17 protein-coding genes are annotated in these 25,688 nt (G+C 71.9%); 3 read left to right on the top strand and 14 right to left on the bottom strand.

Features of this window, described 5'->3' with window-relative positions; all coding sequences use genetic code 11:
• Positions 1–70 precede the first annotated feature (70 nt).
• From AB0C66_RS25850 to AB0C66_RS25860, 3 genes are read right to left on the bottom strand one after another with little or no spacing between them, the layout of a single operon-like run.
• Entirely contained in the window at positions 71–1,708 is a 1,638-nt protein-coding gene (locus AB0C66_RS25850; protein ID WP_362443130.1) for an ABC-F family ATP-binding cassette domain-containing protein, read from the bottom strand.
• Positions 1,709–1,763: 55 nt separating this feature from the next.
• Positions 1,764–2,213, bottom strand: a complete 450-nt coding sequence (locus tag AB0C66_RS25855; RefSeq protein WP_362443133.1) for an ankyrin repeat domain-containing protein — start codon at positions 2,211–2,213, stop codon at positions 1,764–1,766.
• Between the two features lie 24 nt (positions 2,214–2,237).
• The gene (locus AB0C66_RS25860) at positions 2,238–3,302 is read right to left on the bottom strand and encodes an oxidoreductase (RefSeq protein WP_362443136.1); all 1,065 of its coding nucleotides are present in this window, start codon (positions 3,300–3,302) and stop codon (positions 2,238–2,240) included.
• Positions 3,303–3,442: 140 nt separating this feature from the next.
• Here AB0C66_RS25860 and AB0C66_RS25865 point away from each other — a divergent pair, with 140 nt between their 5' ends.
• The gene (locus tag AB0C66_RS25865; RefSeq protein ID WP_362443139.1) at positions 3,443–4,393 is read left to right on the top strand and encodes an FAD-dependent oxidoreductase; all 951 of its coding nucleotides are present in this window, start codon (positions 3,443–3,445) and stop codon (positions 4,391–4,393) included.
• Between the two features lie 132 nt (positions 4,394–4,525).
• On the opposite strand, the gene AB0C66_RS25870 is transcribed toward AB0C66_RS25865, so the two are convergent.
• The 3 genes from AB0C66_RS25870 to AB0C66_RS25880 all read right to left on the bottom strand — a co-directional run bounded on the left by AB0C66_RS25870 (position 4,526) and on the right by AB0C66_RS25880 (position 9,989).
• Complete coding sequence (locus AB0C66_RS25870) at positions 4,526–6,229, bottom strand: BCCT family transporter (RefSeq protein WP_362443336.1); 1,704 nt, start codon at positions 6,227–6,229, stop codon at positions 4,526–4,528.
• Between the two features lie 261 nt (positions 6,230–6,490).
• On the bottom strand, positions 6,491–7,768 hold the full coding sequence (locus AB0C66_RS25875) for a M14 family metallocarboxypeptidase (protein WP_362443339.1): 1,278 nt from the start codon (positions 7,766–7,768) through the stop codon (positions 6,491–6,493).
• Between the two features lie 232 nt (positions 7,769–8,000).
• Positions 8,001–9,989, bottom strand: coding sequence for a Xaa-Pro dipeptidyl-peptidase (locus AB0C66_RS25880; protein ID WP_362443342.1), 1,989 nt, complete (start codon positions 9,987–9,989; stop codon positions 8,001–8,003).
• A 188-nt stretch (positions 9,990–10,177) separates the two neighbouring features.
• Here AB0C66_RS25880 and AB0C66_RS25885 point away from each other — a divergent pair, with 188 nt between their 5' ends.
• Entirely contained in the window at positions 10,178–11,668 is a 1,491-nt protein-coding gene (locus AB0C66_RS25885; RefSeq protein ID WP_362443142.1) for a M1 family metallopeptidase, read from the top strand.
• Positions 11,669–11,739: 71 nt separating this feature from the next.
• Here the strand turns inward: AB0C66_RS25885 and AB0C66_RS25890 are convergent, their stop codons facing one another.
• Positions 11,740–15,537, bottom strand: coding sequence for a glycoside hydrolase family 2 TIM barrel-domain containing protein (locus AB0C66_RS25890; protein WP_362443145.1), 3,798 nt, complete (start codon positions 15,535–15,537; stop codon positions 11,740–11,742).
• Between the two features lie 202 nt (positions 15,538–15,739).
• On the opposite strand from AB0C66_RS25890, the gene AB0C66_RS25895 reads away from it, so the two are divergent.
• The gene (locus tag AB0C66_RS25895) at positions 15,740–16,519 is read left to right on the top strand and encodes a MerR family transcriptional regulator (protein ID WP_362443147.1); all 780 of its coding nucleotides are present in this window, start codon (positions 15,740–15,742) and stop codon (positions 16,517–16,519) included.
• Between the two features lie 69 nt (positions 16,520–16,588).
• Here the strand turns inward: AB0C66_RS25895 and AB0C66_RS25900 are convergent, their stop codons facing one another.
• From AB0C66_RS25900 to AB0C66_RS25930, 7 genes are all read right to left on the bottom strand, one after another.
• Positions 16,589–18,778, bottom strand: a complete 2,190-nt coding sequence (locus AB0C66_RS25900) for a 3-hydroxyacyl-CoA dehydrogenase NAD-binding domain-containing protein (protein ID WP_362443150.1) — start codon at positions 18,776–18,778, stop codon at positions 16,589–16,591.
• Between the two features lie 51 nt (positions 18,779–18,829).
• Positions 18,830–20,044, bottom strand: a complete 1,215-nt coding sequence (locus AB0C66_RS25905) for an acetyl-CoA C-acetyltransferase (RefSeq protein ID WP_362443153.1) — start codon at positions 20,042–20,044, stop codon at positions 18,830–18,832.
• A gap of 42 nt (positions 20,045–20,086) precedes the next feature.
• Positions 20,087–21,232 (bottom strand): acyl-CoA dehydrogenase family protein, encoded by a 1,146-nt coding sequence (locus tag AB0C66_RS25910; protein ID WP_362443345.1) that lies wholly within the window; start codon positions 21,230–21,232, stop codon positions 20,087–20,089.
• Positions 21,233–21,243: 11 nt separating this feature from the next.
• Entirely contained in the window at positions 21,244–22,449 is a 1,206-nt protein-coding gene (locus AB0C66_RS25915) for a CaiB/BaiF CoA-transferase family protein (RefSeq protein ID WP_362443156.1), read from the bottom strand.
• A 195-nt stretch (positions 22,450–22,644) separates the two neighbouring features.
• Positions 22,645–23,022 (bottom strand): MmcQ/YjbR family DNA-binding protein, encoded by a 378-nt coding sequence (locus AB0C66_RS25920; protein WP_362443159.1) that lies wholly within the window; start codon positions 23,020–23,022, stop codon positions 22,645–22,647.
• A 32-nt stretch (positions 23,023–23,054) separates the two neighbouring features.
• Positions 23,055–24,536 (bottom strand): sialate:H+ symport family MFS transporter, encoded by a 1,482-nt coding sequence (locus AB0C66_RS25925; protein ID WP_362443162.1) that lies wholly within the window; start codon positions 24,534–24,536, stop codon positions 23,055–23,057.
• A complete protein-coding gene (locus AB0C66_RS25930) occupies positions 24,533–25,471 on the bottom strand; it encodes a dihydrodipicolinate synthase family protein (RefSeq protein WP_362443164.1) in 939 nt (312 codons plus the stop codon). Before AB0C66_RS25930 ends, AB0C66_RS25925 begins: the two co-directional genes overlap by 4 nt.
• Positions 25,472–25,688: the final 217 nt, after the last annotated feature.

Below are 25,688 nucleotides of genomic sequence, written 5' to 3' on the forward strand. Positions count from 1 at the left end.
GCCACGGCCGTTCCCGCCACCGGCCCTTCGGCCACGGCCCGTTGAGGCCGCGGAGGTCGGGCGACGTGGGTCAGGACTCGGTGAGGTGGCCGTCGGTCACCTGGAGGCGGCGGGTGGTGTGGACCGCGTCGAGCATGCGACGGTCGTGGGTGACCAGCAGCAGCGTGCCGGAGTACGAGGCCAGCGCGGACTCCAGCTGCTCGATCGCGGGCAGGTCCAGATGGTTGGTGGGCTCGTCCAGCACCAGCAGATTGACCCCACGGGCCTGGAGCAGGGCCAGCGCCGCACGCGTCCGCTCCCCCGGCGACAGCGTGGAGGCGGGGCGCAGCACATGTGCGGCCCTCAGCCCGAACTTCGCCAGCAGGGTCCGTACGGCCGCGGGCTCCAGCTCCGGCACCGCCGCGCCGAACGCGTCCAGCAGCGCCTCCCCGCCGAAGAAGAGCGCACGGGCCTGGTCGACCTCGCCGACCACCACACCCGGGCCGAGCGCCGCCGCCCCCGCGTCCAGCGGCAGACGCCCGAGCAGGGCGGCCAGCAAGGTGGACTTGCCCGAGCCGTTGGCCCCGGTCACCGCGACCCGGTCCGCCCAGTCGATCTGGAGGTCGACCGGGCCGAAGTGGAAGTCGCCGCGCCGCACCTCGGCCCCGCGCAGGGTCGCCACGACCGCGCCCGCGCGCGGTGCCGCGGCGATCTCCATCCGCAGCTCCCACTCCTTGCGCGGCTCCTCGACCGCGTCGAGTCGCTCGATGAGCCGGTCGGTCTGACGCGCCTTGGCGGCCTGCTTCTCGGTGGCCTCCACCCGCGCGTTCCGCCCGATCTTGTCGCCGTCGGGGGCCTTGCGGCGGGCGTTCTTGACGCCCTTCTCCATCCAGGCGCGCTGGGTGCGGGCCCGTGCCTCCAGGGAGGCGCGGGTGTCCGCGTACTCCTCGTAGCGCTCGCGGGCATGCCGCCTGGCGGTCTCGCGCTCCTCCAGATAGGCGGCGTAGCCACCGCCGTAGAGGTTCACCTCCTGCTGGGCGAGGTCGAGTTCGAGCACCTTGTCGACGGTGCGGGTGAGGAATTCGCGGTCGTGGCTGACCAGCACCGTCCCGGCGCGCAGCCCGGTGACGAAGCTCTCCAGCCGGGCCAGCCCGTCGAGGTCGAGGTCGTTCGTCGGCTCGTCGAGGAGGAAGACGTCGTACCGGCTGAGCAGCAGCGAGGCGAGTCCGGCACGGGCGGCCTGCCCGCCCGAGAGGGCGGTCATGGGCCGGTCCAGGGAGATGTCCAGCCCGAGCGAGGCGGCGACCTCGTCCGCGCGCTCGTCGAGGTCGGCGGCGCCGAGCGCGAGCCAGCGCTCCAGCGCGACGGCGTAGGCGTCGTCCGCGCCGGGGGTGCCGTCCGCCAGCGCCTGTGTGGTGGCGTCGAGTTCGGCCTGCGCGGCGGCCACACCGGTGCGGCGGGCCAGGAAGGCCCGTACGGTCTCCCCGGCCCGCCGGTCGGGCTCCTGCGGCAGGTGGCCGACGGTGGCGTGCGGCGGGCTGAGCCGCACCGCGCCGTGTTCCGGGTCGGTCAGCCCCGCCAGCAGCCGCAGCAGAGTGGACTTCCCCGCGCCGTTGACCCCGACGAGGCCGATGACCTCGCCGGGGGCGACGACGAGGTCGAGACCGGAGAAGAGGGTGCGGTCGCCGTGGCCCGCGGCGAGGTCCTTGGCGACGAGAGTGGCATTCATCAGCGGCGATCCTAATCGCCGGGCCGGGGTCGTCGCCGCCCCGTTTTCCGCGGGGTCAGTCCGCGCCCCGCTCCTCGAGCAGCCGTATCAGCTCCGTGTTTCTGATCGCGGTGCGTCCATGGGCCGTGTAGCCCTCGTCGTTGCGTGCCCCCACCGCTGCCCCGGCGTCGAGAAGCACACGCGCGCAGTCCAGGTGCCCGGCATCGCACGCCCGCATGAGCGCGGTCCATCCCGACGCGGAGCGCGCGTTGACCTCGGCACCGGCATCGAGCAGCAGGCGCACCGTGTCCGCGGCTCCTCGGCCCGCCGCGCCGATCAGCACGGTCTCGCCGTCGTGGAACGGGGACCGTGGGTCGGCCGCCTCGATGTCCGCGCCACCGGCCAGCAGTGATCGGACCGCTGCCGCGTCGTCGCGGTCGACGGCCTCGAACAGCTCGGCACCCGCCGCTCGCGGATTCCATCCTTCCGCGCGCTCTCCCGTGTCCCGTGACCCGTCCATCGACATCGACCCCCTTCTCGGCGGAGGACTCTAGACGAGGTCGGCCGGGCCGTCCGCCGGAGCCGTCAGGACCGCGTCCCGGGTGCGGGCCACGACATACGCCTCGCCGCGTACGGCGCGGGCGTCCAGGACCAGGCGGTGGGTGCCCGGCTCCAGTTGTCCGTCGAACACCTCATGGCTCCGGGGGCGGGAGAACCGGTCCAGGCGGTGGACCGCCAGCCGCACCCGGCACGGGGAGGCCACGTCGACGACCGCCGCCGTGCCCGACGCCCGCAGGCCGAGGAGTCTGCGGCGGTCGAACGGCGTGCGGTCCAGGGCCTGTTCGACCTGGGCGACCAGCAGCGGGACGACGGGGACGTGCCCGGTCACGAAGACGACATCGGCGCGCGCCGCCGCGCAGGCGTCCCGCACCGCGTCGCGCTCGTCCCGGCCCACGGTCCGGCCGAAGACCACCACGCCGTACTTGCGGAGCTCCTCCGGGTGCGCGCCCGCCGCGTCGAGCGTGATCTCCGCGCCGATGCCGATCCGCCGCAGCGCGGCGGCCAGCTTGGCGAGGACCGCGACGCGGTGGCCGATGAGCAGCGCCCGGGGCGCGGGGCGGGCGTCCGGGCCGCCGTCGTCGGTGAGCAGCCACTTCAGCTCGGTGCGGTACTGGTCGCCGTGGAAGCGGTAGGGGCCGACGCCGGGGAAGCCGTCCCGCGCCAGGTCCGGGGTGCCGGGGTCGGTCTGCCAGACGAAGTCCCGCCACACCACGTCCGGCCCGTCCCGCTCGACGACGGCGGTGACCGCGCCGCACGCCAGGCCCTCGCCCGCCGGGCCCTCGCACTCCGGACAGCCGTAGAGGACGAACCGGCCGCCGTCGAGCGGTGCGTCCGTCTCCAGCAGCAGTCCGCGGACCTGGTCGGTGAAGACGGCGGGGTCGAGGTCGCAGGCGAGCGGGGAGACCACGTCGAGGTCCGCGAGGCGCGGCAGCAGCGGACTGCCCGCCACGAGGAAGTCCAGGAAGTCACGGTGGGTTTGATACGTGCCGTCGGCCAGCACATCGCCGGCGCGGACGGCCGGTGTCAGCCCGAAGGTCACGTACTCGGAGGTCATGCCCCAAGTATTCACTCATCGGCGCATGGACACCGCGACGCGCCTGTATAACCGCCGATCGGCGACACATCCGACCTGCGAACCGGAAGTGCGCACGACGGTCTGGCGTCCGGCCCCCGCCCCGGGGATAGCCTCCGGGCATGACGTGCGACGCGATTGTCATCGGCGGTGGAGTCATCGGTCTGACCAGCGCCATCGTGCTGGCCGAGGGTGGCCGCCGGGTCGCGGTGTGGAGCCGCGACCCGGCCGGGCGCACCACCTCGGCGGTGGCCGGAGGGCTGTGGTGGCCGTACCGGATAGAACCGGAGGAGCGGGTGGCCGCCTGGTCCGTCGAGACGCTGCGCGCCTTCCTGGAGTTGGCGGCCCGGCCGGAGGAGACCGGGGTCCGGCTGGTCGAGGGCACGCATACGGGTCTCGGCGTCGAGGAGCTGGGGCCCTGGGCGGCGGAGGTGCCGGGGCTGCGCCCGGCGCGCCCCGACGAGCTGCCGGAGGGCTTCTCGGCGGGGTTGCGGGCGCGCGTTCCGCTGGTCGACATGCCGACTTATCTCGGCTATCTGCGGCGGCGCCTGGAGGCGGCGGGCGGAACGGTCGAGGAGCGCGCGGCCGCCTCCCCGGCCGAGGCCGGGCGGGCCGCCCCGCTCGTGGTGAACAGCACGGGCCTGGGCGCGCGGGAGCTGGTGCCGGACACCGGGGTGCACCCGGTGCAGGGGCAGCTGGTGGTCGTGGAGAACCCGGGTGTCGAGAAGTGGCTGGTGGCCGCCGACGGGGCCGCGTCGGACACGCTGTACGTCCTGCCGCAGCCGTACGGCCTGGTGCTCGGCGGCACCGCGCGCGAGAACGCCTGGGGGCTGGAGCCGGACCCGGCGACGGCCGACGCGATCGTCGCCCGCTGCGCCCGGGTCCACCCGGGGGTGGCGAACGCCCGGGTGCTGGCCCACCGGGTGGGCCTGCGCCCGGCACGCGCCCAGGTGCGGCTGGAGACCGGACAACTCCCGGACGGCGCCCGCCTCGTGCACAACTACGGCCACGGCGGCGCGGGCGTCACGGTCTCCTGGGGCTGCGCCCACCAAGCGGCCCGGCTGTCTGCCTGACCACGCACAGGCTGACCGCGCACAGGCTGACCGCGCGCATGCGCCACGCCCCCGTCGCCCGGCGGACCGGGGGTACGCGGACGGCCCGGCCCGGTGGATGACACCGGGCCGGGCCGCTGATGACCGGAAGGGCTACGCCTTGCCCGCGGGGGCGGGGTCGACCGGGCCGTCCGCGCCGTCGCCGTCCCGCGGCGGGTCCGGCGGGGTGGCCGGGCCGATGCGGATCTCGAACTCGCCGTCGTACTTCTCGTGTCCGGCGATGACGGCCATCTCGACCGCCTCCTCGCCCCGTTCGCCACGGACGATCAGCGGGTCCCGGCGCAGGTCCCGCATCAGGGCCCAGCAGAGCCCCACCATCACCACGGCGAACGGCGCGGCCACCAGGATCGTCAGATTCTGGAGGCCGGTGAGCGCATCGCCGCTACCGCCGCCGACCAGCAGCATGACGGCGGCGACCGCACCGGTCACCACGCCCCAGAACACCACGACGAACCGGGTGGGTTCGAAGGCGCCCTTCTGCGAGAGCGTGCCCATCACGATGGACGCCGCGTCGGCGCCGGAGACGAAGAAGATGCCGACGAGGATCATCACCAGGAGGCTCATGGCACCCGCGATGGGGTACTGGTCGAGCACGCCGAACAGCTGCCCCTCGGGGGTGCTCTCCTTGCTCAGGCTGCCCGCGGCCTTCAGCTTCATCGCCGAGCCGCCGAAGATCGCGAACCACAGCAGGCTGACGGTGCTCGGCACGAGGATCACACCGCCCACGAACTGCCGGATGGTGCGGCCGCGGCTGATGCGGGCGATGAACATGCCGACGAACGGCGTCCAGGAGATCCACCAGGCCCAGTAGAAGACCGTCCAGCTGCTCAGCCACTCGGCGACCGACTTGCCGCCGGTGGCCTCGGTGCGGCCCATGAGCTGGGGCAGATCGCCGATGTAGCCGCCGATCGAGGTGGGCAGCAGATCGAGGATGATGATCGTCGGGCCCGCGATGAACACGAAGACGGCCAGGAACAGCGCCAGCACCATATTGATGTTGGACAGCCACTGGATGCCCTTGGCCACACCGGAGACGGCGGAGGCGATGAACGCCACCGTCAGGATCGCGATGACGGTCACCAGCAGCCCGGTGCCCACATCGCTCTTCCAGCCCAGCACCTCGATACCGCTGCCGATCTGGAGCGCGCCCAGACCCAGCGAGGCGGCGGAGCCGAAGAGGGTGGCGAAGATGGCGAGTATGTCGATGACCCGGCCGGCCCAGCCGTTGGCGTGGCCACGGCCGATGAGCGGGGTGAAGACGGCGCTTATGGTCTGGCGACGGCCGCGCCGGAAGGTGCTGTACGCGATGGCCAGACCGACCACCGCGTAGATCGCCCACGGGTGCAGCGTCCAGTGGAAGAGCGTGGTGGCCATGGCGGTTTCCATCGCCTCGGCCGCGCCCTTGGGGTCGGTGCCCGGCGGCGGGCTCACGAAGTGCGACAGCGGCTCGCTCACGCCGTAGAACATCAACCCGATGCCCATACCCGCGCTGAACATCATCGCGACCCATGACACGGTGCGGAATTCGGGCTCCTCGCCCTCCTTCCCGAGCGTGATCTTCCCGTAGCGGCTCATGGCCAGCCACAGCGCGAAGACCACGAAGCCCGACGCGACGAGGACGAAGGCCCAGCCGCCGTTGTGCATCAGCCCGGACAGCATGTCCGTCGAGGCGTTCTCGAGGGTGTCGGTGGCGACCGCGCCCCAGATGACGAAGGCGAGCGTGAGCGCGGCGGAGACGCCGAACACCACACGGTCGGTCCGGGGGGTCCGGTGCTCCGGACCCTCCGAAGCTCCGATATCAGCTGTTGTGCCCGGAGGACCGCCCTTGGCGTCCCCCGTGGTCTTACCTGTCTCCGTCACGCAAGAACCTCTCACTGGATTTCACTGGAGGTGAAAGATGTTTGATCGACGACTTCCCGGCTACCCAGCAGTCGGTGCGGTATGCCACCTTCCAAGGCGTCGCTATGTCCCGGATTGCCAGGTCAGCGCCGGTTTCCTCGTTCTTTTCGACGGGTCGGGCACGGCCCGGCAGCCGCCATGGGAGGCATCTTCCGGCGGTCAGCAGTCATCGGCGGGCCGTCCGGTGGTGAGGCGATACGCGGCGCGTTCGTCCAGCAGCAGCGGCACCAGCGCCCGCGCGGACTGGCGCAGCGGTACGAGCACCCCGCCGGCGGAGCCGGAATCGGGGCGGACCCGCACTCCGTGCAGCGCCAGCTCGTCCTCGACCTCGCCGTAGCGCGCGGCGTCCAGCCGGTAGCCGCACGGCGGGTCCCGGAGGATCTCGTTCTCCTCGGCCGGGTCGTTGTCGGCGCCGCCGAGGTACACCGGACCACGGTCGGCGTATCCGGCCAGCCGGGCGGTGGTGGTGACGGCCTCGATCCGGTCGCGCCGCCGGGTGACGTAGCCGAGGGCACCGTTCAGCGAGGCGAGGTGGGAGCCGACCCGCCGCCGGTTGTTGAGCGCGGGGTCGGCCTCCTCCTCGTCGGTGAGGGGATCGGTGCGGGTCTCCACCAACAGCCCCACGGAGTTCTTCACCCCGACGGTGTTGCGCAGGATCCGCTCCTGGCCGTCTCCGGCGACCTGTTCGACGGGTTCACCGGTCTCCGGGTCGGTCCAGATGCCGTAGTCCCCGGTGGAGTAGCCCGCGGCCTCGGCGCTCGGCCGGACATGGCCGTTGGACAGGGTCCGCCCCTCGTGGCGCACGGTGTCCGCGGTGTTGAGGTTGCGTGGCCACAGGGTGAGTACGTCCTTCATGTAGTACGGGGCGGTCGGTGAGTACTCGTGCAGGTCGTAGACGGTGTCGGGGGCCCAGTCGCGGATCACGGCCGCCATGGCGCGGGCCTCGGCCGACTCCAGCGCGATGTGGTCCCGGTTGATGTCCAGGCCCTGGGAGTTGGTACGGGTGTCCGCGGCGCGGCCGTCCGGGTTGGCGGTGGGCACGACCAGGACGTCGGTGCGCTTCAGGAAGTCACGGGTGGCGTCGTCCTTGGCGTAGGCGAAGCGGCGGACGGTGGACAGACACGCCTCGCGGCCGGACGGTTCGTCGCCGTGCTGGCTGCACACCAGCAGCATCGTGTTGCGGGTGGCGTGGGCGGGGTCGGCCGGGGCGCTGTCCGCACCGACCCGGACCAGACGCAGCGGGCGGCCCTGGGCGGTGGTGCCGATCCGGTCGACGGCGACCCGGGGGCTCGCCTTGTCCACCGTGGCCAGGAACGCCGTTTCCTCGGCTCGGGAGGTCCAGCGGGCGCCGTGGCTGGTCTCGAAACCGGTGCGGGGCGGGGAGGGTTGGGCTCGTGCGGGGGCGATGAGTACGGATCCGCTCAGGACCGCGCCCATGGCGCCGCAGACCGCCGCGCGCAGCACAAGGGGGACGAGGGCATGACGGGTGCCTCCTCGGCAGCCGGGGGGTGGCTGTCGCGCTGATGCGCGACGCACTGTACCCGAGGGCTCGGCTCGGATACCCCGTTCGACGTCGGGTTTCTCCACCGGCGCGGCCGTCCCGGCCGACGTCCGGCGCCACGGCGGACACGCGGTGCCCGGCGGGTGCCGGACACCGCGTGGCGGTGGGTCAGCCGGTGGTGCGGGCGCCGGGCATCCGGTCGCCCCGTCCCGGATCCGGTGCGGCGACGCCCTTCTTCAGCGGTCCGGCGGACGGAGCGCCGGTGGTGTCCGGCACTACGCCGACCAGCGGCAGCCGGGCGGAGGTGCGGGGCAGATCGAGCGTCAGCCGCGGTGTGGTGTCCGGCGGTTCGATGAGTCCCGCGTCGGTCCCGGCGATGATCAGGGCGAGCCGGTGTCCGGCCGGGACGATGTGGTCGGTGGCGGCGAGGTCGAGGGTGAGGGTGTAGCGCTTGCCCGGGGTCAGCGGGCGGCCCTTGCCGTCACCGGCGTAGTTGCCCAGATCGGCCCAGCCGCGGCTGATGACCGTGTGGTCGACCCCGGCGGGATCGGCCGCGGTCTCCTTGAAGCAGGCGCTGTCGCCCTCGGTACTGCTCCCCCAGCAGGTGCGCCGGTCATGGGTGACGATCCCTTCGCCGTCACCGGTGTAGTCGCGGATGGTGGCCGGGCCGACGTCGACCAGGACGGCGGAGAGGTGGGCGCTGGTGGTGGAGGGGGTGGCGGTGACGGTCACCGTGCCCGAGCCGGACAGCCGCAGCGGTCGGCTCAGCGGCCCGGTGGTGAAGCCCGCCTTGTCCGGGGTGGACTGCCCCAGCCGCGCGGACCAGTCGGCCTCGCTCAGCGCGGGGTTGTCGGTGACGGTCTCGGTCGTGCCGGGCGCTGCCCGCCGGGTGCCGAGAACACCGACACCGGGGGTGTCGCCGCCGCGCGGGCGCAGCGTGGTCTGCCGGGTGCCGGACGGGGGCCAGACGCGGTCGGTGGACCACTGGTCGGGGGCGCGCTCGACATCGGCCATCGGTTCGCGTTCGATGCCGTTGTCGACGCCCATCAGATAGTGGTCGAACCAGCGGTGCAGGGTGCGCACCCAGTCGCCGCGCCGGAAGTCGAACGGGTCGACATGGCCGGTCTGGGAGAGCCAGATCTTGCGCTCGACCCCCGCGCGGGAGAGGGCGTTCCACCACTGTCCGAGGTGTTTGGTCCGGACGTTGAGGTCCTGCATACCGTGGACGGCGAAGACGCTGGCGCGCACCTTCCGGGCGTCGGGCACATAGTCGCGGGCGCTCCACAGCCCGGTCCAGTCACCGGTCCGCGGCGCTCCCTCGACCAGCCGCCGCTGCACTTCGGCGCAGCGTCCATGGGCGGCGTCGCTCTCGATGCCGTCGGCGAGGGCGTCGGGGCCGGAGTCGAAGAGCGGGGCTCCCTGGGCGAAGTAGTAGTCGTACCAGGAGGAGATGGCGCCGATGGGCACGATGGTCTTGAGCCCCTTGACGCCGGTGGCGGCCACTCCGTTGGCCACGGTGCCGTCGTAGCTCTTGCCGATCATTCCGGTGGCGCCGTTGGACCAGCTCGCGGTGACGGCTCTGCCGCCGCTGGGGGCGTCATAGCCACGGGCGCGGCCGTTCAGCCAGTCGACGACGGACCTGGCGGACTGGATGTCGGACCGGCCGCCGATGTCCACACAGCCGTCGGAGCGGCTGGTTCCGGCGAGGTCGACCAGGACGGTGGCGTAGCCGCGCGGTACGAAGTAGTTGTCGTAGTAGAGCGGGAACCGGACGGGTTTTCCGGCCGCGTCGTAGGTCTTGGTCTGGCTCTCGTTACCGCGTCCGCAGCACGCGTAGTACGGGCTGGCGTCCATGATGACGGGGATGCGACGGCCGGCCTGCGCCGGTTCGCGCGGCCGCACGATGTCGACGGCGACACGGTCGGTCCTGTCGTCCGCGTCGCCGTCGACCCTGGTGTCCACCCATACGGACTCGCGTATGGCGTGCCGGTAGGAGTAGACGGGTCTGCTCTCCCCGGCGCCGGGTCCGGCGGTGGCCGCGTGGGCGGCCTGGGCGCCCAGCGGGGGCAGCAGGGTGACGGCGGCGGCCAGTAACGCGGTGACCGACAACAGGATCAGCGTGGTCCAGTGGATGCGGGTATTCCGCCTCGGTAGCAGCACGGCCGGACGGTAGCGCGAGTCAACTCCCGGGCAGAAGAGGCGCGCACCGGGAACCGGGGGTTCCGCGGCCGGGGGCGTATCGGCCGGATGTCGATTACATGTCAGACGGCGGGATGGACGGGCGGAAGCCACCGGGAGTACATAGAGTCGCGAGTGATCGTTCTCCCCTACGAGTTGGAGGACTCGTGCGTCACCACAGACTCCTCGTCCCGGGCGCGGCCGCGGCCTGCCTGCTGCTGGCGATCCCGGCGTCGGCGGCCGATGCCACCCCGGGCGCCCCCGGCCTCGGGGATTCCTACTACCCGTCGTACGGCAACGGCGGGTACGACGTCTCCCACTACGACCTGCGGCTGAAGTACCAGCCGACGACGGACCGGCTGGAGGGCACGACCACCGTCCTGGCCACCGCCACCCAGGACCTGTCGCGCTTCAACCTGGACTTCGCGCTGGATGTGAGCGAGGTGCTGGTGGGCGGGAAGAAGGCGGCGTTCACCGCGACCGGCGACCACGAGCTGGAGATCACCCCTGCCACGCCGCTGGACAAGGGCCGTCCCTTCACCGTGGTGGTGCGCTACCAGGGCACCCCGTCGAAGGTGCAGGCGGGCGGGTTCACCGCCTGGCTGCGCACCCCGGACGGCGGGGTGGCGGCCAATGAGCCGGAGGCGGCGTGGTGGTGGTACCCCAGCAATGACCATCCGCTGGACAAGGCCACGTACGACGTGTCGGTCGCGGTTCCGGACGGGACGCAGGCGATCAGCAACGGCACCCTCCAGTCGACCAGCTCCCGGCTGGGCTGGACCCGCTACAACTGGCGCTCCGCCAAACCGCAGGCCACCTATCTGACCACGCTGGCGGTCGGGAAGTTCGACATCACCAAGGACACCACCGCGGGCGGTCTGCCGGTCATCAGCGCGTACAGCAAGGACCTCGGCGACAACGCGGGCGCGGCACGGGCGAGCGTGGAGCGCTCGGCGGAGATCGTGGACTGGGAGTCCACGGTCTTCGGCCCGTACCCCTTCGAGGCGCTGGGCGGCTATGTGCCGAACGTGCCCACCGGGTACGCGCTGGAGACCCAGACCCGGCCGTTCTACAGCCCCCGCCAGTTCTCCAGGGGCGCGAACGCCTCGGTGGTCGTCCATGAGCTGGCCCACCAGTGGTTCGGCGACAGCGTCTCGCTGAAGGACTGGCGGGATATCTGGATCAACGAGGGGTTCGCCAGCTACGCCCAGTGGCTGTGGTCGGAGAAGGAGGGCGAGGGCACCGCGCAGGAGCTGGCGGACTACACCTACGCCTCCTACCCGGCGGACGACCCGTTCTGGACGGTGAAGCCCGCCGACCCGGGTGCGGAGAACCAGTTCCACGACGCGGTCTACGACCGGGGTGCGCTGGCCCTCCAGGCGCTCCGCAACAAGGTCGGTGACAAGGACTTCTTCGCCATCATCAAGGGCTGGACGAAGAAGAACCAGTACGGCAACGCCTCGGTGCGTGACTTCGTGACGTACGCCGAGAAGGTGTCCGGCGAGCCGCTGAACGAGCTCTTCGGCACCTGGCTGTACACCCCGTCCAAGCCCGCCGCGGCGGCGGCGCGGGACGCGGCGGTGAGTCCGGCCAAGGCCGTGGCGAAGCCGAAGTCCTGGGACCGGATCCAGGCCACGCACAGCGCCCACCGGCGCTGACACCGGCGCCGCGGTAGTGCGCGCCGGGCGGGCGGCTGACGCCCGTCCGGCGCGCACGGATCCGCGCCGGGCTAGGGCGAGTCGGTGCCGGGGCCGAGCGGGCGCAGGGTCAGGGTGTAGTCATAGGCCCGGTCGGCCTCCACCCGGTAGGAGTCGCGGACCGGATGGGGGGTGTCCCCCACTCCGGTGACCGCGTGGTCGGCGTGCAGGGTGTGCCAGCCGTCGTTGCGCTCGAGGAAGTGCGGATAGGCGGCGCGGTCGAGCTCGTCGTACGCGGTGGCGGCCACCTCGAGGTCACCGGAGACCAGCAGTCCGCCGCCGCGCCCGTCGGTGAGCGAGGCCCAGCGCACCTCGTCGTGGTTCCCGTGGTCCTGCGGCTTCAGGTACTCCACGTACTGGTCCGCCACCGAGGAGGACCACACCCCCATGGGGGTGCCGTCCTTGCGGTCGTTGGTGTTCTCCACCGGGCCGCGGCCGTACCACCGGAAGGTGTCGTACCGCTGGGGCACCCGCAGCTTCAGCCCGATCCGCGGCAGATAGGACAGCTCACGGAAGGCGCCCTGCGCCTCGGCCCGATGGCGTACGCGGATCCCGCCGGAGCCGTCGACGCGGTACGCCACGGTCTGCCCGAAGGACGCGCCGCTGACATCGGGGGCGGCGGCGGTGGAGCGGACGGTGACGGTGACCGTGCCGTCGTCGCCGGGGCTCACCTCCACCCCGTCCACGGTGGTGCGCAGCCGGTCCAGGCCCAGGGTGCGCCACCGTTTGCCCTCGGCGGTGCCCCAGTCGGAGCGTTCGTTGCTGATCGGGGCGCGCCAGGCGTCCAGTTCGGGCCCGGAGCGCAGGAGTTCGCGGCCGTCCACGCGCATCGAGGTGAGGGTGCCCTTCTCCTTGTCGAAGGTGTAGCCGAAGCCCTCGCCGGTGACGCGCACGGTGTCGCCGCTCCCGGTGGCCTTGACCGGGCCGCCGTCGGGGCGGGCGGCGGGTTCGGGCACCTTGTCGCCCCCGACCGCGAACTGGCCGAAGGAAACCACGTGTCCGGCCTTCGCCCAGTCGGTGTCACGGGCGGTGACGGCCTCGACGGTGAGGTGGCGTTCGTAGCCGCCGGGATCGGCGGGCGGGGCGGGGAGCTGGATCCGCTCGCTGCTCCCGGGGCCGGTGTCCAGGGCGTGGCTGCCGCTCGCGACGGTCTTCGCGCCCTCGGTCACCTTCCAGCGCAGCTTCAGATCCGAGGTGCCGGTGAAGGCGCGCTCGTTGGTGACGGTGATCCTGCCCGAACGGGCCCCGCCACCGGACGGTTCGGTGATCCTGATCGGTGACTGTACCCAGGCGAGCTGGGCGGTCTCGGGTTCGGGCTTGCGGTCGGCGGTGACCAGGCCGTCCACCCCGGACTCGTAGAGCCCGTAGGAGAGATAGCTCCCCTTGCGGCTGAAGTCGTCGAAGTCCAGGGCGATCAGGGCGTCGCGCGCGGGGTCCTCGTCCGCCGCCAGTCGGCCTGTGCCGAGGGCCGTGTCGTAGACGCGGACCCGGTCGATGGTGCCCTTGGCGGTGCGGCCGGTCCAGCCGTCCTCCATGGTGTCGGTGTTGCGGCCGACGCCGAGGTCGAAGCCGGTGTAGTCGATCCGGCCGCTCCAGGCGGTCTCGGCGAGCTCCTTACCGTCGGCATAGAGGCGCAGCGCGGTGCCGTCGTAGGTGCCGGTGACCCGGTGCCAGGCGCCGGTCCAGCCTTCGGGGACGGGCGCGGTGACGGTACGGGGCTTGTCGCCGCTGGTGATCGTGAATTCGAGGGTGTCCTTGTCCTTCATCCGCAGCACGTACTGGTCGCCCTTGCTGACGATGGTGAAGTCACCGGTCCAGGGGTCGGCGGGCTTGACCCGGGCGTCCAGCGTGACGGAGCTGCCGGTGAGGTCCAGCCGCGGATCGCGGTAGACCTCGACGAAGTCGTCCAGGCCGGACAGGTACAGGGCCTTGTCACCGCTCGATCCGGTCCCCCCGTCGACGACCTCCGGTTTGCCGGACAGGCTCGCGGCGATGTTGTTGCCGGAGGAGTCGGGGGTGGTGATGAGCGGGCGGCGGATGTTCTGCTCGGCCCAGTCCCAGATGAAACCGCCCTGGGCGCGCGGCTGGGACCGCATCACCTCCCAGAACTCCCGGAAGTTGCCGAGGCTGTTGCCCATGGCGTGGGCGTACTCGCCCATCACGATGGGTTTGTCGAAGCTCTTGGCCTTGGATTCCAGGGAGGCCGGGGTCGGATAGCGGGGTCCGGCCACATCGGCGAACGGGGCGTCGCCGTCGGGCCAGTTGGACTGGTGGTAGAGCGGCCGGGTGGGCTCGCGCTCCTTGGTCCACTCGGCCATGGCGTAGTGGGCCTTGCCGAGCCCGGCCTCGTTGCCGGTGTCCCACAGGATGACGCTGGGGTGGTTCTTGTCGCGTTCCACCATGCCGCGGTGACGGTCGAGGAACGCCTTCTGCCACTCGGGGCGCTCGGCGAGGCAGTCTTGCGGGCAGCTCTCGTGGCTGTGGGTCTCGATCTCCATCTCGTCGTCGATCAGGATGCCCTCGCGGTCGGCGAGTTCGTAGAGATAGGGGTCCGAGGGGTAGTGGGAGGTGCGGATGGCGTTGACGTTCAGCCGCTTCATCAGCCGGACGTCCTGTTCCATCCGGGCGCGGGTGGCGTGCCGTCCGGTGGCCGGGTCGGTCTCGGCGCGGTTGACGCCCCGGATCAGCACCCGTTTGCCGTTGAGCTTCAGCAGTCTGTCCTTGACCTCGATCTCACGGAAACCGACGCTCTGGCGGACGGTCTGGACCGCCCTGCCGCCGGGGTCGCGCAGGGTGAGCACCAGCGTGTAGAGGTTCGGCGCCTCGTCGGACCACTTGGCGGGATCGGTGATCTGCCCGGTCAGTTCGGCCTTCCCGGCGTGCTCCTCGGCGCTCAGCCGCCGCACTTCGCGCCCCCGGGGGTCGTAGAGCACACCGGTGACCCGGTGCGGGCCGCTGGTGTCGCCCGGGGTGCGCGCGATGTCCACCGCCGTGCGCAGGGTGGCGTCCCGGTAGGAGTCGTCGAGATCGGTGGTGACGTAGGCGTCCTGCATCCGCGTGGTGGGCGTGGCGTACAGGGTCACCGAGCGGAAGATGCCCGCGTAGCGCCACTGGTCGTAGTCCTCCAGATAGGACCCGGCGCTCCAGCGGTGCACCTGGACGGCGATCCGGTTGGTGCCCGGACGCAGATAGCCGGTCACGTCGAACTCGGCCGGGACGTAGCCGCCCTGGTCGTAGCCGACGTACCGGCCGTTGATCCACAGGAACCAGCCGGAGGTGACCCCGTCGAAGCGGATCACCTGACGGCGGCCGTCCCAGTCCCGGGGCACCTGGACGGTGCGGACATACGCCCCGGTGGGGTTGGTGTCGCGCGGCACCTCCGGCGGGGCGTCGGGCGCCATCTCGCTCTGTACGTTGCGGAACAGCGGATGGTCGAGGTCATCGGTCTGCCAGGTGTGCGGTACCTGGACACGTCTCCAGGCGGAGGTGTCGTAGTCCTCCTTCCAGAAGCCGCGCGGGGCGTCCTCGGGGCGGTCGGCGAGGGCGAACCGCCACCGGCCGTCGAGGCTGCGCTCCCACTTCCGCCGGTCGGGGCCGTCCGGGCGGAGCCGGGCGTGCGGGGGTTCCTGGCCCTCGCCGGTGCGTTCGGGGTCCTCGAGATAGCGGTGCACCTCCGCGGGGAACCCGTCGGCGGCCGGTGCCCGGCCGGTGGCGGTGTCCGCGGCCGTGAGACCGAGCCCGACGGCGGTGGCCATCGCGAGCACCACCGCGATCAGCTGTCGGACCGGGCCGCGGGGGCCGCTGCTGGTTCTGCCGTTACCTGTATTCAATTCCCACTCCACCTCACAGAATCCGAAGAAACCAAACAGAGATGAACGGGGTCGCACAGTATTGAGCGAGCGGAGGGGCGTCAACCGTTCTCACCGTGCCGTGCGATGGCGAGGTTGGGACGAGAGGTTTCACAGTAGTGATGAGACAGCAATACTGATGAACCCGATGGAGCAGCCACACCGGAGAGCGAGGCACGCCCCGATGACCACCCCCGACACCGAGGAACCGACTCTCACCGTCGACGAACTGGCGGCGCGTGCCGGGGTGACCGTCCGCACGGTCCGCTTCTACGGCACCCGTGGACTGCTGCCACCACCGGTGATCGGCCCCCGCCGGGTCGGCCACTACGGCGCCGAACACCTCTCGCGGCTCGCGCTGATCGAGGAGCTCCAGCACCACGGGATGACGCTGGCCGCCATCGAGCGCTACCTCGGCCGGCTCCCGGAGGATATGAGCCCCGACGACCTGGCCATCCACCGCGCCATGGTGGCCTCCTGGGCCCCGGACACCGCCGAGGAGATCAGCCGTGCGGAGCTGTCCCGGCGCGCGGGGCGGGAGTTGACGCGGGAGGACATCGACCGGCTGGCCGCGCTCGACGCCCTGGAGCCCACCGGGGATCCGGAGGTCTTCCGGATCGATCCGCGGGTGCTCAACCTGGCGATGCGGCTGCTGGACGTGCCGATCGAGCTGGAGACGATACTGGCGGCGCACGCCGTGGTGGTGGACCACACCCGCTCCGCGGCGCGGGAGCTGGGGCGGCTGTTCCGTGACGAGGTGTGGGGGCCGCGGCGGGACCAGGAGTCGGAGGCCGGACCGGAGCGGGTGCGGGCCAAGAAGTCGCTGTCGGCCCATATGCAGCCGCTGGTGGTGCAGGCGCTGGTGATCGCCTTCCAGCGGTCGATGAAGCAGGAGCTGCGCGCCTGGTACGGACAGGACCTCGACGCGCGGGACGCGCGGGCGGAGCGCACAGAAGACGGCTGACGGCGACCGCCGGTGGACCGGTTCGTCCCGGTCCACCGGCGGTCGTGGCCATCGCCCCGGCGGTGCTCGTCAGTCGGCGAACCGCTCGCCCCGCTCGGCCTTCTCCACCAGCAGCGCGGGCGGCGTGAACCGCTCACCGTACGCCGCCGCCAACTCCCTTGCGCGCGCCACGAATCCGGCCACACCGCCCTCGTAGCCGTTGATGTACTGGAGCACACCGCCGGTCCAGCCCGGGAAGCCGATACCGAGGATCGAGCCGATGTTGGCGTCGGCGACGGAGGTCAGCACCCCCTCCTCCAGCAGCCGCACCGTGTCGATGGCCTCGCAGAAGAGCATCCGCTCCGACATGTCCCGCAACGGCAGGCGGGTGCCCTCGCCGCCGCCGCCGAAGTGCTCGCGCAGCCCCGGCCACAGCTTGCCGCGCCTGCCGGTGGCCTCGTCGTAGTCGTAGAAGCCCTTCCCACCGCTGCGGCCGGGGCGGTCGAACTCCTCGACCATACGGTCGATGACGGCGTCGGCCGGATGCGGCTGCCAGGTGCCGCCCGCCTCCTCGGTGGCCCGCCGGGTCTCCTCGCGGATCCTGCGCGGCAGGGTCAGGGTCAGCTCGTCCATCAGGGAGAGCACCTTGGCCGGGTAACCGGCCTGTGCGGCGGCCTGTTCGACGGAGGCGGGGTCGATGCCCTCCCCCACCATCGCCACGCCCTCGTTGATGAAGTGGCCGATGACGCGTGAGGTGAAGAAGCCGCGCGAGTCATTGACCACGATCGGGGTCTTGTTGATCTGCCGCACCAGGTCGAAGGCGCGGGCCAGCGCCTTCTCACCGGTCCGCTCGCCCTTGATGATCTCGACGAGCGGCATCTTGTCCACCGGCGAGAAGAAGTGCAGCCCGATGAAGTCGTCGGCGCGCTGCACCCCCTCGGCGAGCACGGTGATGGGCAGGGTGGAGGTGTTGGAGCAGAGCAGCGCGTCCGGCTCCACCACGGCCTCGATCTCCCGGAAGACCTTGTGCTTGAGCGCCGGGTCCTCGAAGACCGCCTCGATCACCGCGTCACAGCCGGCGAGGTCGCCGACCTCACCGGTGGGGGTGATCCGGGCCAGCAGCGCGTCCCGCTCGGCCTCGGTGGTGCGGCCCTTGGCGAGCGCCTTGGCCAGCAGCCCCTCGGAGTACGCCTTGCCCTTGGCGGCGGCCTCCGTGGACACGTCCTTGAGCACGACCTCGATACCCGCCCTGGCACAGGCGTAGGCGATGCCCGCGCCCATCATCCCGGCGCCCAGCACCGCGACCTTGCGGACCTGCTGACGCTCGATGCCCTGCGGCCGGTTGGCCCCGGAGTTGACCGCCTGGAGGTCGAAGAAGAACGCCTGGATCATGTTCTTGGCGGTCTGGCCGATCACCAGCTCGGTGAAGTAGCGGCCCTCGATGACCTGCGCGGTCTCGAAGTCCACCTGTGAGCCCTCGACGGCGGCGGCGAGGATGTTGCGCGGCGCCGGGTAGGGGGCGCCGTTCAGCTGCTTGCGCAGATTGGCCGGGAACGCGGGCAGGTTGACCGCGAACTTCGGATGCGCCGGGGTGCCGCCCGGAATCCGGTAGCCCTTCTCGTCCCAGGGCTGGACGGACTCGGGGTGGGCGTCGATGAACGCCCGCGCCCGGCTGACCATCTCCTCCGGGGTGTCCACCACCTCATGCACCAGACCCGCTTCCAGGGCGCGCCCCGGGGCGTAACGCTGGCCCTGGAGCAACACCTTGAGCAGGGCGTCGGTGACCCCGAGCAGCCGGACGGTACGGGCGACACCGCCGCCGCCCGGCAGCAGGCCCAGGGTGACCTCGGGGAAGCCGAGACGGGAGCCGGGGGCGTCCAGGGCGACGCGGTGGTGGCAGGCGAGGGCGATCTCGAGTCCGCCGCCGAGCGCCGAGCCGTTGATCGCGGCGACGACGGGCTTGCCGAGCGTCTCCAGCCTGCGCAGCCCCCGCTTGATGCGCAGGTTCGCCTCGAACATCTCCTGGGCGTGCTCGGGCCCGGCCCGCATCATGTCCTTGAGGTCACCGCCCGCGAAGAAGCTCTTCTTGGCGGAGGTGATGACGATGCCGCGGAGGGAGTCGCGCTCGGCCTCGGCGCGGTCGGCGATGGCCTCGAGGGAGGAGATGAACGCGGCGTTCATGGTGTTGGCGGACTGGTCGGGGTCGTCGAGGACGAGGGTGACGACGCCGTCGTCGCCCCGCTCCCAGCGGATGGTCGACGCGGTGGTGGTCTCGGTCATGGCACGGTCTCCAAGGGGAAGGGAGGTCGGTCGGAGGGGCGTCGGGGGTGGTCAGAGACGTTCGACCACGGTGGCGATGCCCATGCCGCCTCCCACGCACAGCGTGGCGAGGCCGTAGCGCTGCTCGCGCCGCTCCAGCTCGTCGATCAGGGTGCCGAGGATCATCGCGCCGGTCGCCCCCAGCGGGTGGCCCATCGCGATCGCGCCACCGTTGACGTTGACCTTGTCCAGGCTGAGCCCCATGTCCTCCACGAAGCGCAGCACCACCGCGGCGAACGCCTCGTTGATCTCGACCAGATCGATGTCCTCCATGGTCAGCCCGGCCTTGGCGAGCGCCTTACGGGTGGCCGGGGCCGGGCCGGTGAGCATGATGGTGGGGTCGGAGCCGGTGACGGCGGCGGAGACGATCCGGGCGCGCGGGGTCAGTCCATGGCGCTCGCCGACCTCGCGGTTGCCGATGGCGACCAGGGCCGCGCCGTCCACGATGCCGGAGGAGTTGCCCGCGTGGTGGACATGGTCGATGGCCTCGATCCAGTGGTACTTCTGGAGCGCCACCGCGTCGAAGCCGCCCGCCTCGCCGATCGCCTCGAACGAGGGCTTCAGCCCGGCCAGCGTCTCGGGGGTGGTGCCCGGACGGATGTGCTCGTCGCGGTCGAGGACGGTGAGCCCGCTGCGGTCGCGGACCGGGACCACCGAGCGGTCGAACAGACCGTCCTTCCACGCCTTCGCCGCCCGCTCCTGGGAGAGCGCGGCGAAGGTGTCCACGTCGTGGCGGCTCCAGCCGCCGATGGTGGCGATGAGGTCGGCGCCGATGCCCTGCGGGACGAAGCCGGTCTCGTAGTTGGTCATCGGGTCCGCGAACCAGGCACCGCCGTCGGAGCCCATCTTCACCCGCGACATCGACTCCACACCGCCCGCGAGCACCAGGTCCTCCCAGCCCGAACGGACCTTGGCCGCCGCCAGGTTGACGGCCTCCAGCCCGGAGGCACAGAAGCGGTTCTCCTGGACGCCCGCGACCGTGTCCGGCAGCCCGGCCGCGATGGCCGCCACCTTGGCGATATCGGATCCCTGGTCGCCGAGCGGGCTGACCACGCCGAGCACGACATCGTCGATGGCGGCCGGGTCGAGGTCGGGGAACCGGCGCCGGATCTCGTGGATCAGCCCCACGACGAGGTCGACGGGCTTGGTGCCGTGCAGGGCCCCGTCGGCCTTGCCGCGCCCGCGCGGGGTGCGGATGGCGTCGTACACATACGCTTCGGTGCTCACGTCAGCAGCCTTTCGAGGGAGTGAGGGGGGACGGCGGGAGGCTCAGTCGGCGAGCAGGGAGCGGCCGATGATCTCCTTCATGATCTCGGTGGTGCCACCGTAGATCGTCTGGATACGGCCGTCGGTGAACGCCTTGGAGACCGGGTACTCCGTCATATAGCCGTAGCCGCCGTGGAGCTGGAGACAGCGGTCGGCGATCCGCTTCTGGAGCTCTGTCGCCCACCACTTGGCCATGGACGCCTGCACCGCGTCCAGCCCGCCCGCCGTGTGGTCGGTGATGCAACGGTCCAGGAAGGCGCGGGTGACGGCGCATTCGGTGGCCATCTCGGCTATCTCGAAGCGGATGTGCTGGAGCCTGGCCAGCGGCCGGCCGAACGCCTCGCGCTCCTTGACATACGCCGTGGTGAGCTCCAGGACGTGTTCGGCGGCGGCGATGGCAGAGACCGCGATGGTCAGCCGCTCCTGGGCGAGATTGGTCATCAGATGGACGAAGCCGCCGTTCAACTCGCCCAGCAGGTTGTTCTTGGGGACCCGGACGTCATGGAAGAACAGCTCGGCGGTGTCCTGCGCCTTCTGGCCGATCTTGTCGAGGTTGCGGCCGCGCTCGAAGCCCTCCGTACCGCGTTCGACGACGATCAGGCTCAGCCCCTTGGCGCCGCCCTCCGGGGTGGTCCGGGCGACCACGATCACCAGGTCGGCCAGGATGCCGTTGGAGATGAAGGTCTTGGAGCCGTTCAGCACCCAGTGGTCGCCCGCGTCGGTGGCGGTGGTGCGGATCCCCTGGAGGTCGGAGCCCGCGCCGGGCTCGGTCATGGCGATGGCGGTGATGAGCTCGCCGGAGCAGAAGCCGGGCAGCCAGCGGCGCCTCTGCTCCTCGGTGGCCAGCGTCCGGAGGTACGGGCCGATCATGTCGTTGTGCAGCGGGACCGCGAACCCGGAGGCGCCCGCGCGGGCCAGCTCCTCGGAGATCACCGCGGAGTAGCGGTAGTCGTCGCTCCCTCCGCCGCCGAACTCCTCGGGCATGGCGAGGCCGAGCAGCCCCTGCCGTCCGGCCGCGCGCCACACCGCGCGGTCGACCACGCCGTCGGCTTCCCAGCGCTCGTGGTGCGGGGTCACCTCCTTCTCGATGAAGGTGCGGACCGTCTCGCGGAACGCGTCGTGCTCGGCGGTGAAGATCTGGCGCGTCAGGGGCGTCCGGGTCACGACGGGGTCTCCTCGGTGGCGGTCTCGGCGGTGGTCTCGGGGGTGGACTCGGGGGCGCTCTCCGCGGACTCCCGCGGGAGGGCGACGCCCCAGTCGCGGGCCACCTCCGCCACATCCGCGCCGGGCTGCGCGGGCGCGCGGCGCACCGTACCGGGGGTGGCGGAGAAGCGCGGGGCGGGCGCGGGCTGGGTGATGCCGCCGTGCTCGGTGAAGGTGCCACGGGCGGCGAGATGGGGGTGTCCGGGGGCCTCGCGCAGCGACAGCACGGGCGCGACACAGGCGTCGGAGCCGTCGAAGACCGCCGTCCACTCCTCGCGGGTGCGCTCCTTGAAGCGGGCGGCGATGACGGAGCGCAGGGTGCCCCAGGCTTCGAAGTCCTCGCGGGGCGGGGCCTGGTCGGCGATGCCGAGCCGGTCGGCGAAGTCCGCGTAGAACTTGCGCTCCAGGGCGCCGACGGCCATATGACCGCCGTCGGAGGTCTCGTAGGTGCCGTAGAACGGGCAGCCGCCGTCCAGGAGGTTGGCACCACGGCGGTCCTGCCAGCCACCGGCGGCCATCATGCCGTGGATCACGGCGGTCAGATGGGCGGTGCCGTCCACGATCGCGGCGTCCACGACCTGGCCGGGGCCGCCCGCGCGGGCGTGCTGGAGGGCGGCGAGGACACCGATGACGAGGTACAGCGAACCGCCCGCGTAGTCCCCGAGGAGGTTGGCCGGGGCCACCGGCGGTCCGTCGGCGGCGCCGATCATGCCCAGCGCCCCGGCGACGGCGATATAGCCGATGTCGTGTCCGGCGGTCGGGGCGAGCGGGCCGTCCTGGCCCCAGCCGGTCATCCGGCCGTAGACCAGCTTCGGGTTGCGCGCCAGACATGCTTCCGGCCCCACGCCGAGCCGCTCGGCGACGCGCGGGCGGTAGCCCTCGATGAGGATGTCGGCGCGCTCGGCGAGGTCGAGCACGGCGGCCCGGCCGCCGTCGGACTTCAGATCGAGCAGGACGGAGCGCTTGTTGCGGTTGGCGATGTCGTAGTCGGGATCGATCCGCAGGCCACCGGTGCCGCCCGGCCGGTCCACCCGGACGACATCGGCGCCGAGATCGGCGAGGACCATGGCCGCGAAGGGGCCCGGTCCGATCCCCGCCAGCTCCACCACGCGGACCCCGGACAGCGGGCCGCCCGCCTGTGCCCCGTCCTCTGTCGCCACCATCGGACCCCAAACCTTGTGACAGTTTTGCTGTAACACCGCCGATGCTAAGAAGGCATGCCCTATTCCACAAGCCCCCGGGCCGGGCCGTGGACGGCGAAGGGCCATGGCCCGGCCGGACTTTGGCCGACGGGGCCACGGATGGGCCATGGGCGGGCCACGGATGGGCCCGGGGGAACGGTGCGCCCGGGGGTGCCGTCAGTCCGCGTCGAGCTCCGCGATCAGCCGCTTGGGGGCGATCGTCCGGTAGCTCTCCTCGACCCAGTCGCACAGCAGGTCGGCCCCGGACGCGCCCTCGGCGAGCGGTATGGACACCCATCCGGAGCGGCCGAGGCCATAGCCGGTCGGGGCGGCGCCGGGCTGGGACATCGCATGGGCGTGGGCGGCCTCGTCCCGCAGCTTGACGGTGACGCCGGGGGTGCGGTCGCCGTCGTCCGGCCCCAGGAAGACGAAGATCTTCTTGCCGACCTTGACCACCGCGTCCCCCCAGGGGGAGTCCTCCCAGGCGCCGGGGAGGCCGAGCGCGAATGCGCGCACCGCGTCCCGCACCTTCAGCGGGTCCTTCGACGCGGCCATCGGCTCCTCCTGCGCTGCGCGGTCCACGGGTGTCAGACGGCCGGTGTCCCGCGATCCCCACCGGTCTTCCCCACGCTAGCGTCCGCCACCGACAACGGCCGCTCGGGCACCAGGTGGTCGGCGCCGCCGGACGGATCGGTCAGCCGCCCCAGCCGCCGCGGCACATCGGCTCCCACCAGGACGATCACCACCAGGGTCAGCCCGAAGGTGAGCACCGCCAGGGCCTGGCCGAGCGGCATCCCCTCGGCCAGATCGGCGCCGAGCACCGGCGCCACCGCGCCGCCCAGCGCCCCGGTGTTGTAGACGAAGCCGAGGGAGGCGGCGCGGGTCCGGGTCGGGAAGTGGCCCGCGATGTACCGGGGCAGGATGCCCGAGATCCCCTGGCTCAGGGCGAGCAGGACGAACAGCAGCACGCCGAGGCCCACCAGGCTGTTCCGCACCGCGAACACCGGGAAGACGAAGGCCAGCGAGGCGAGCAGGGTGCAGGCGTAGGCGCGCCGGGTGCCCAGCCGGTCGCCCACGAAGCCCGCGAGCCAGCAGCCCGCCATGGTCCCGAACCCGGCGTAGAACATCACGTCGGTGACCTCGCCGGGTGCGTAGCCCAGCTCCGACTTCAGATAGGTCGGCAGCAGGGCCTGGATGGGCCAGCTGTAGAGGAAGGCGCAGAAGACCGTGACCATCAGCGCCGTGTACAGCGGCCAGCCGCGCCGTCCGCCGAGCTGTGCGGCGAAGGCGAACAGACACCCCGCCGCCAGCAGCGAAAGCGGCCAGCGCCAGCCCGCGCCCACCGGGGTGAAAACACAGAACAGCGCGGCGCTCGCGGCCGCCGCCAGTGTGGTGTTGATCCCGCCGCGCCACCGCCCGGTGAACAGCGGCGCGAAGGGGTTGCGCCGCGGCTCGTCGTCCGCCGCCACCTCCTGGCGCCAGTCCGCGGCCTCGGGGAGCGCGCGCCGCACCCACAGCGCGACGAACACCGGCAGTACGCCGATCCAGAACATCCAGCGCCAGCCCCAGTGCGGAACCACCCACCGGTAGAGCTCGGAGGCGAGGATGGTGCCGCCCGCGTAGCCCGAGATGAGGAAGCCGGAGGCGCGGTTCCGGAGCCGGGCGGGCCAGCTCTCCAGCACATAGGTGGCGCTCGCGCTGTATTCGCCAGCCATGCCCATGCCAATCAACAGGCGGGCGCCGAAGAGGCTGAAATAGTTCCAGGCGAAGCCGCAGGCGAAGGTGCCCAGCGAGTAGAGCAGAATGCTGGCGATCATGGCCGGTTTACGGCCGTAGCGATCGCCCATCGCACCCAGCAGGGCGCCACCGAGCCAGCGGGTGATGAAGGCGCCGGAGACCAGGCTCGCCGCGGACGCCGTACTGAGGTCGAACTCCTCGGCGACCTCAGTCAGTACAAGGGTGATCAGCACGAAGTCGAAGCCGTCGAGCAGATAGCCGATCCAGGCGGCGGCCATGGACTTCCACTGGCCGCGGGAGACCTCCCGGTACCAGGGCGCGGCGGCGGTCATGGCAACAGCCCCCCTTCCTCGAGGACATGACGGACGGTCTTGACGGCCGCGTCGTCCAGCGGTACTTGGGGCGCGGCGGTCGCCGGGCAGCCGATGACACCCATCAGATGCAGCGCGGCCTTGAAACCTCCCAGCGCCGAGGAACTTCCGCCCATCAGCGCCGGGTCACCGGCGTCGGTGAGGGCGAACAGCGCGGCCAGCCGGTCCTGTTCGGCCGCGGCCCGGTCCCAGCGTCCGGCACGGGCGTGCGCGTAGAGCCGGACATAGCCGTCCGGGTCGACATTGGCCAACCCCGGCACCACCCCATGGGCGCCCGCCAACAGGGCCCCGTCCACGGTCAGTTCGGATCCGGTGAGCACGGAGAACCGGGAATCCGGGGTGCGCCGCCGGATCTCCACCAGCAGTCTGCGCAGCGCGCCGTCGTCACCGCTGCTGTCCTTCAGCCCGGCGAGGGTGGAGTCGGCGGCCAGCGGGAGGACGGTCGCGGAGGTCAGCTTGGAGTGGACCGAGGCCGGGATGTCGTAGGCGAAGAGCGGCAGTCCGGCACCGTCGCGCAGCCGCCGGAAGTGGTCGGCGATCTCCACCGGATGGGTGCGGGTGTAGAAGGGCGCGGTGGCCACGACGGCGTCCGCGCCCAGCCCGGCGGCGGTCCGGGCGTGGTCCAGGATCCGTGCCGTGGTCATGTCGATCGCCCCGGCGAGCACCGGCACCCGGCCGTCCGCCGCCGCGATCACCGTCTCCAGGACGGTGCGGCGCGCGCGGTCGTCCAGATAGGCGGCCTCGCCGCTGGAGCCGAGCGCGAACAGCGCGCTCACCCCGGCGCCGATCAGCCGCTCGGCGAGGGCGGCCAGCGAGCGGGTGTCGATCGCGCCGGTGGGGGTGAGCGGAGTACACAGGGGCGGTACGACACCGGTGAGCGGAGCCGGAAGACTCATCACAACCCAGCTTTCTGGAACGGGTGGCCTGGAGCCCGGACGGATGGCCGTGCGACAGCTGACGCCCTGCCATATCCCGGCGGTGTACCGGGAGATACCCGGGCAAGAGAGACGTGGGACGTCCTATGTCTCGGCTGAATCTCGCTCAGCCCCGACACCGCTGTCAAGTGGCCCGTCGGCCGACCCGCCCACCCTCCAGCGCGGTGTCCGAATACCG

The sequence above is a fragment of the Streptomyces sp. NPDC048636 genome (genome assembly GCF_040650655.1).
GTDB lineage: Bacteria > Actinomycetota > Actinomycetes > Streptomycetales > Streptomycetaceae > Streptomyces.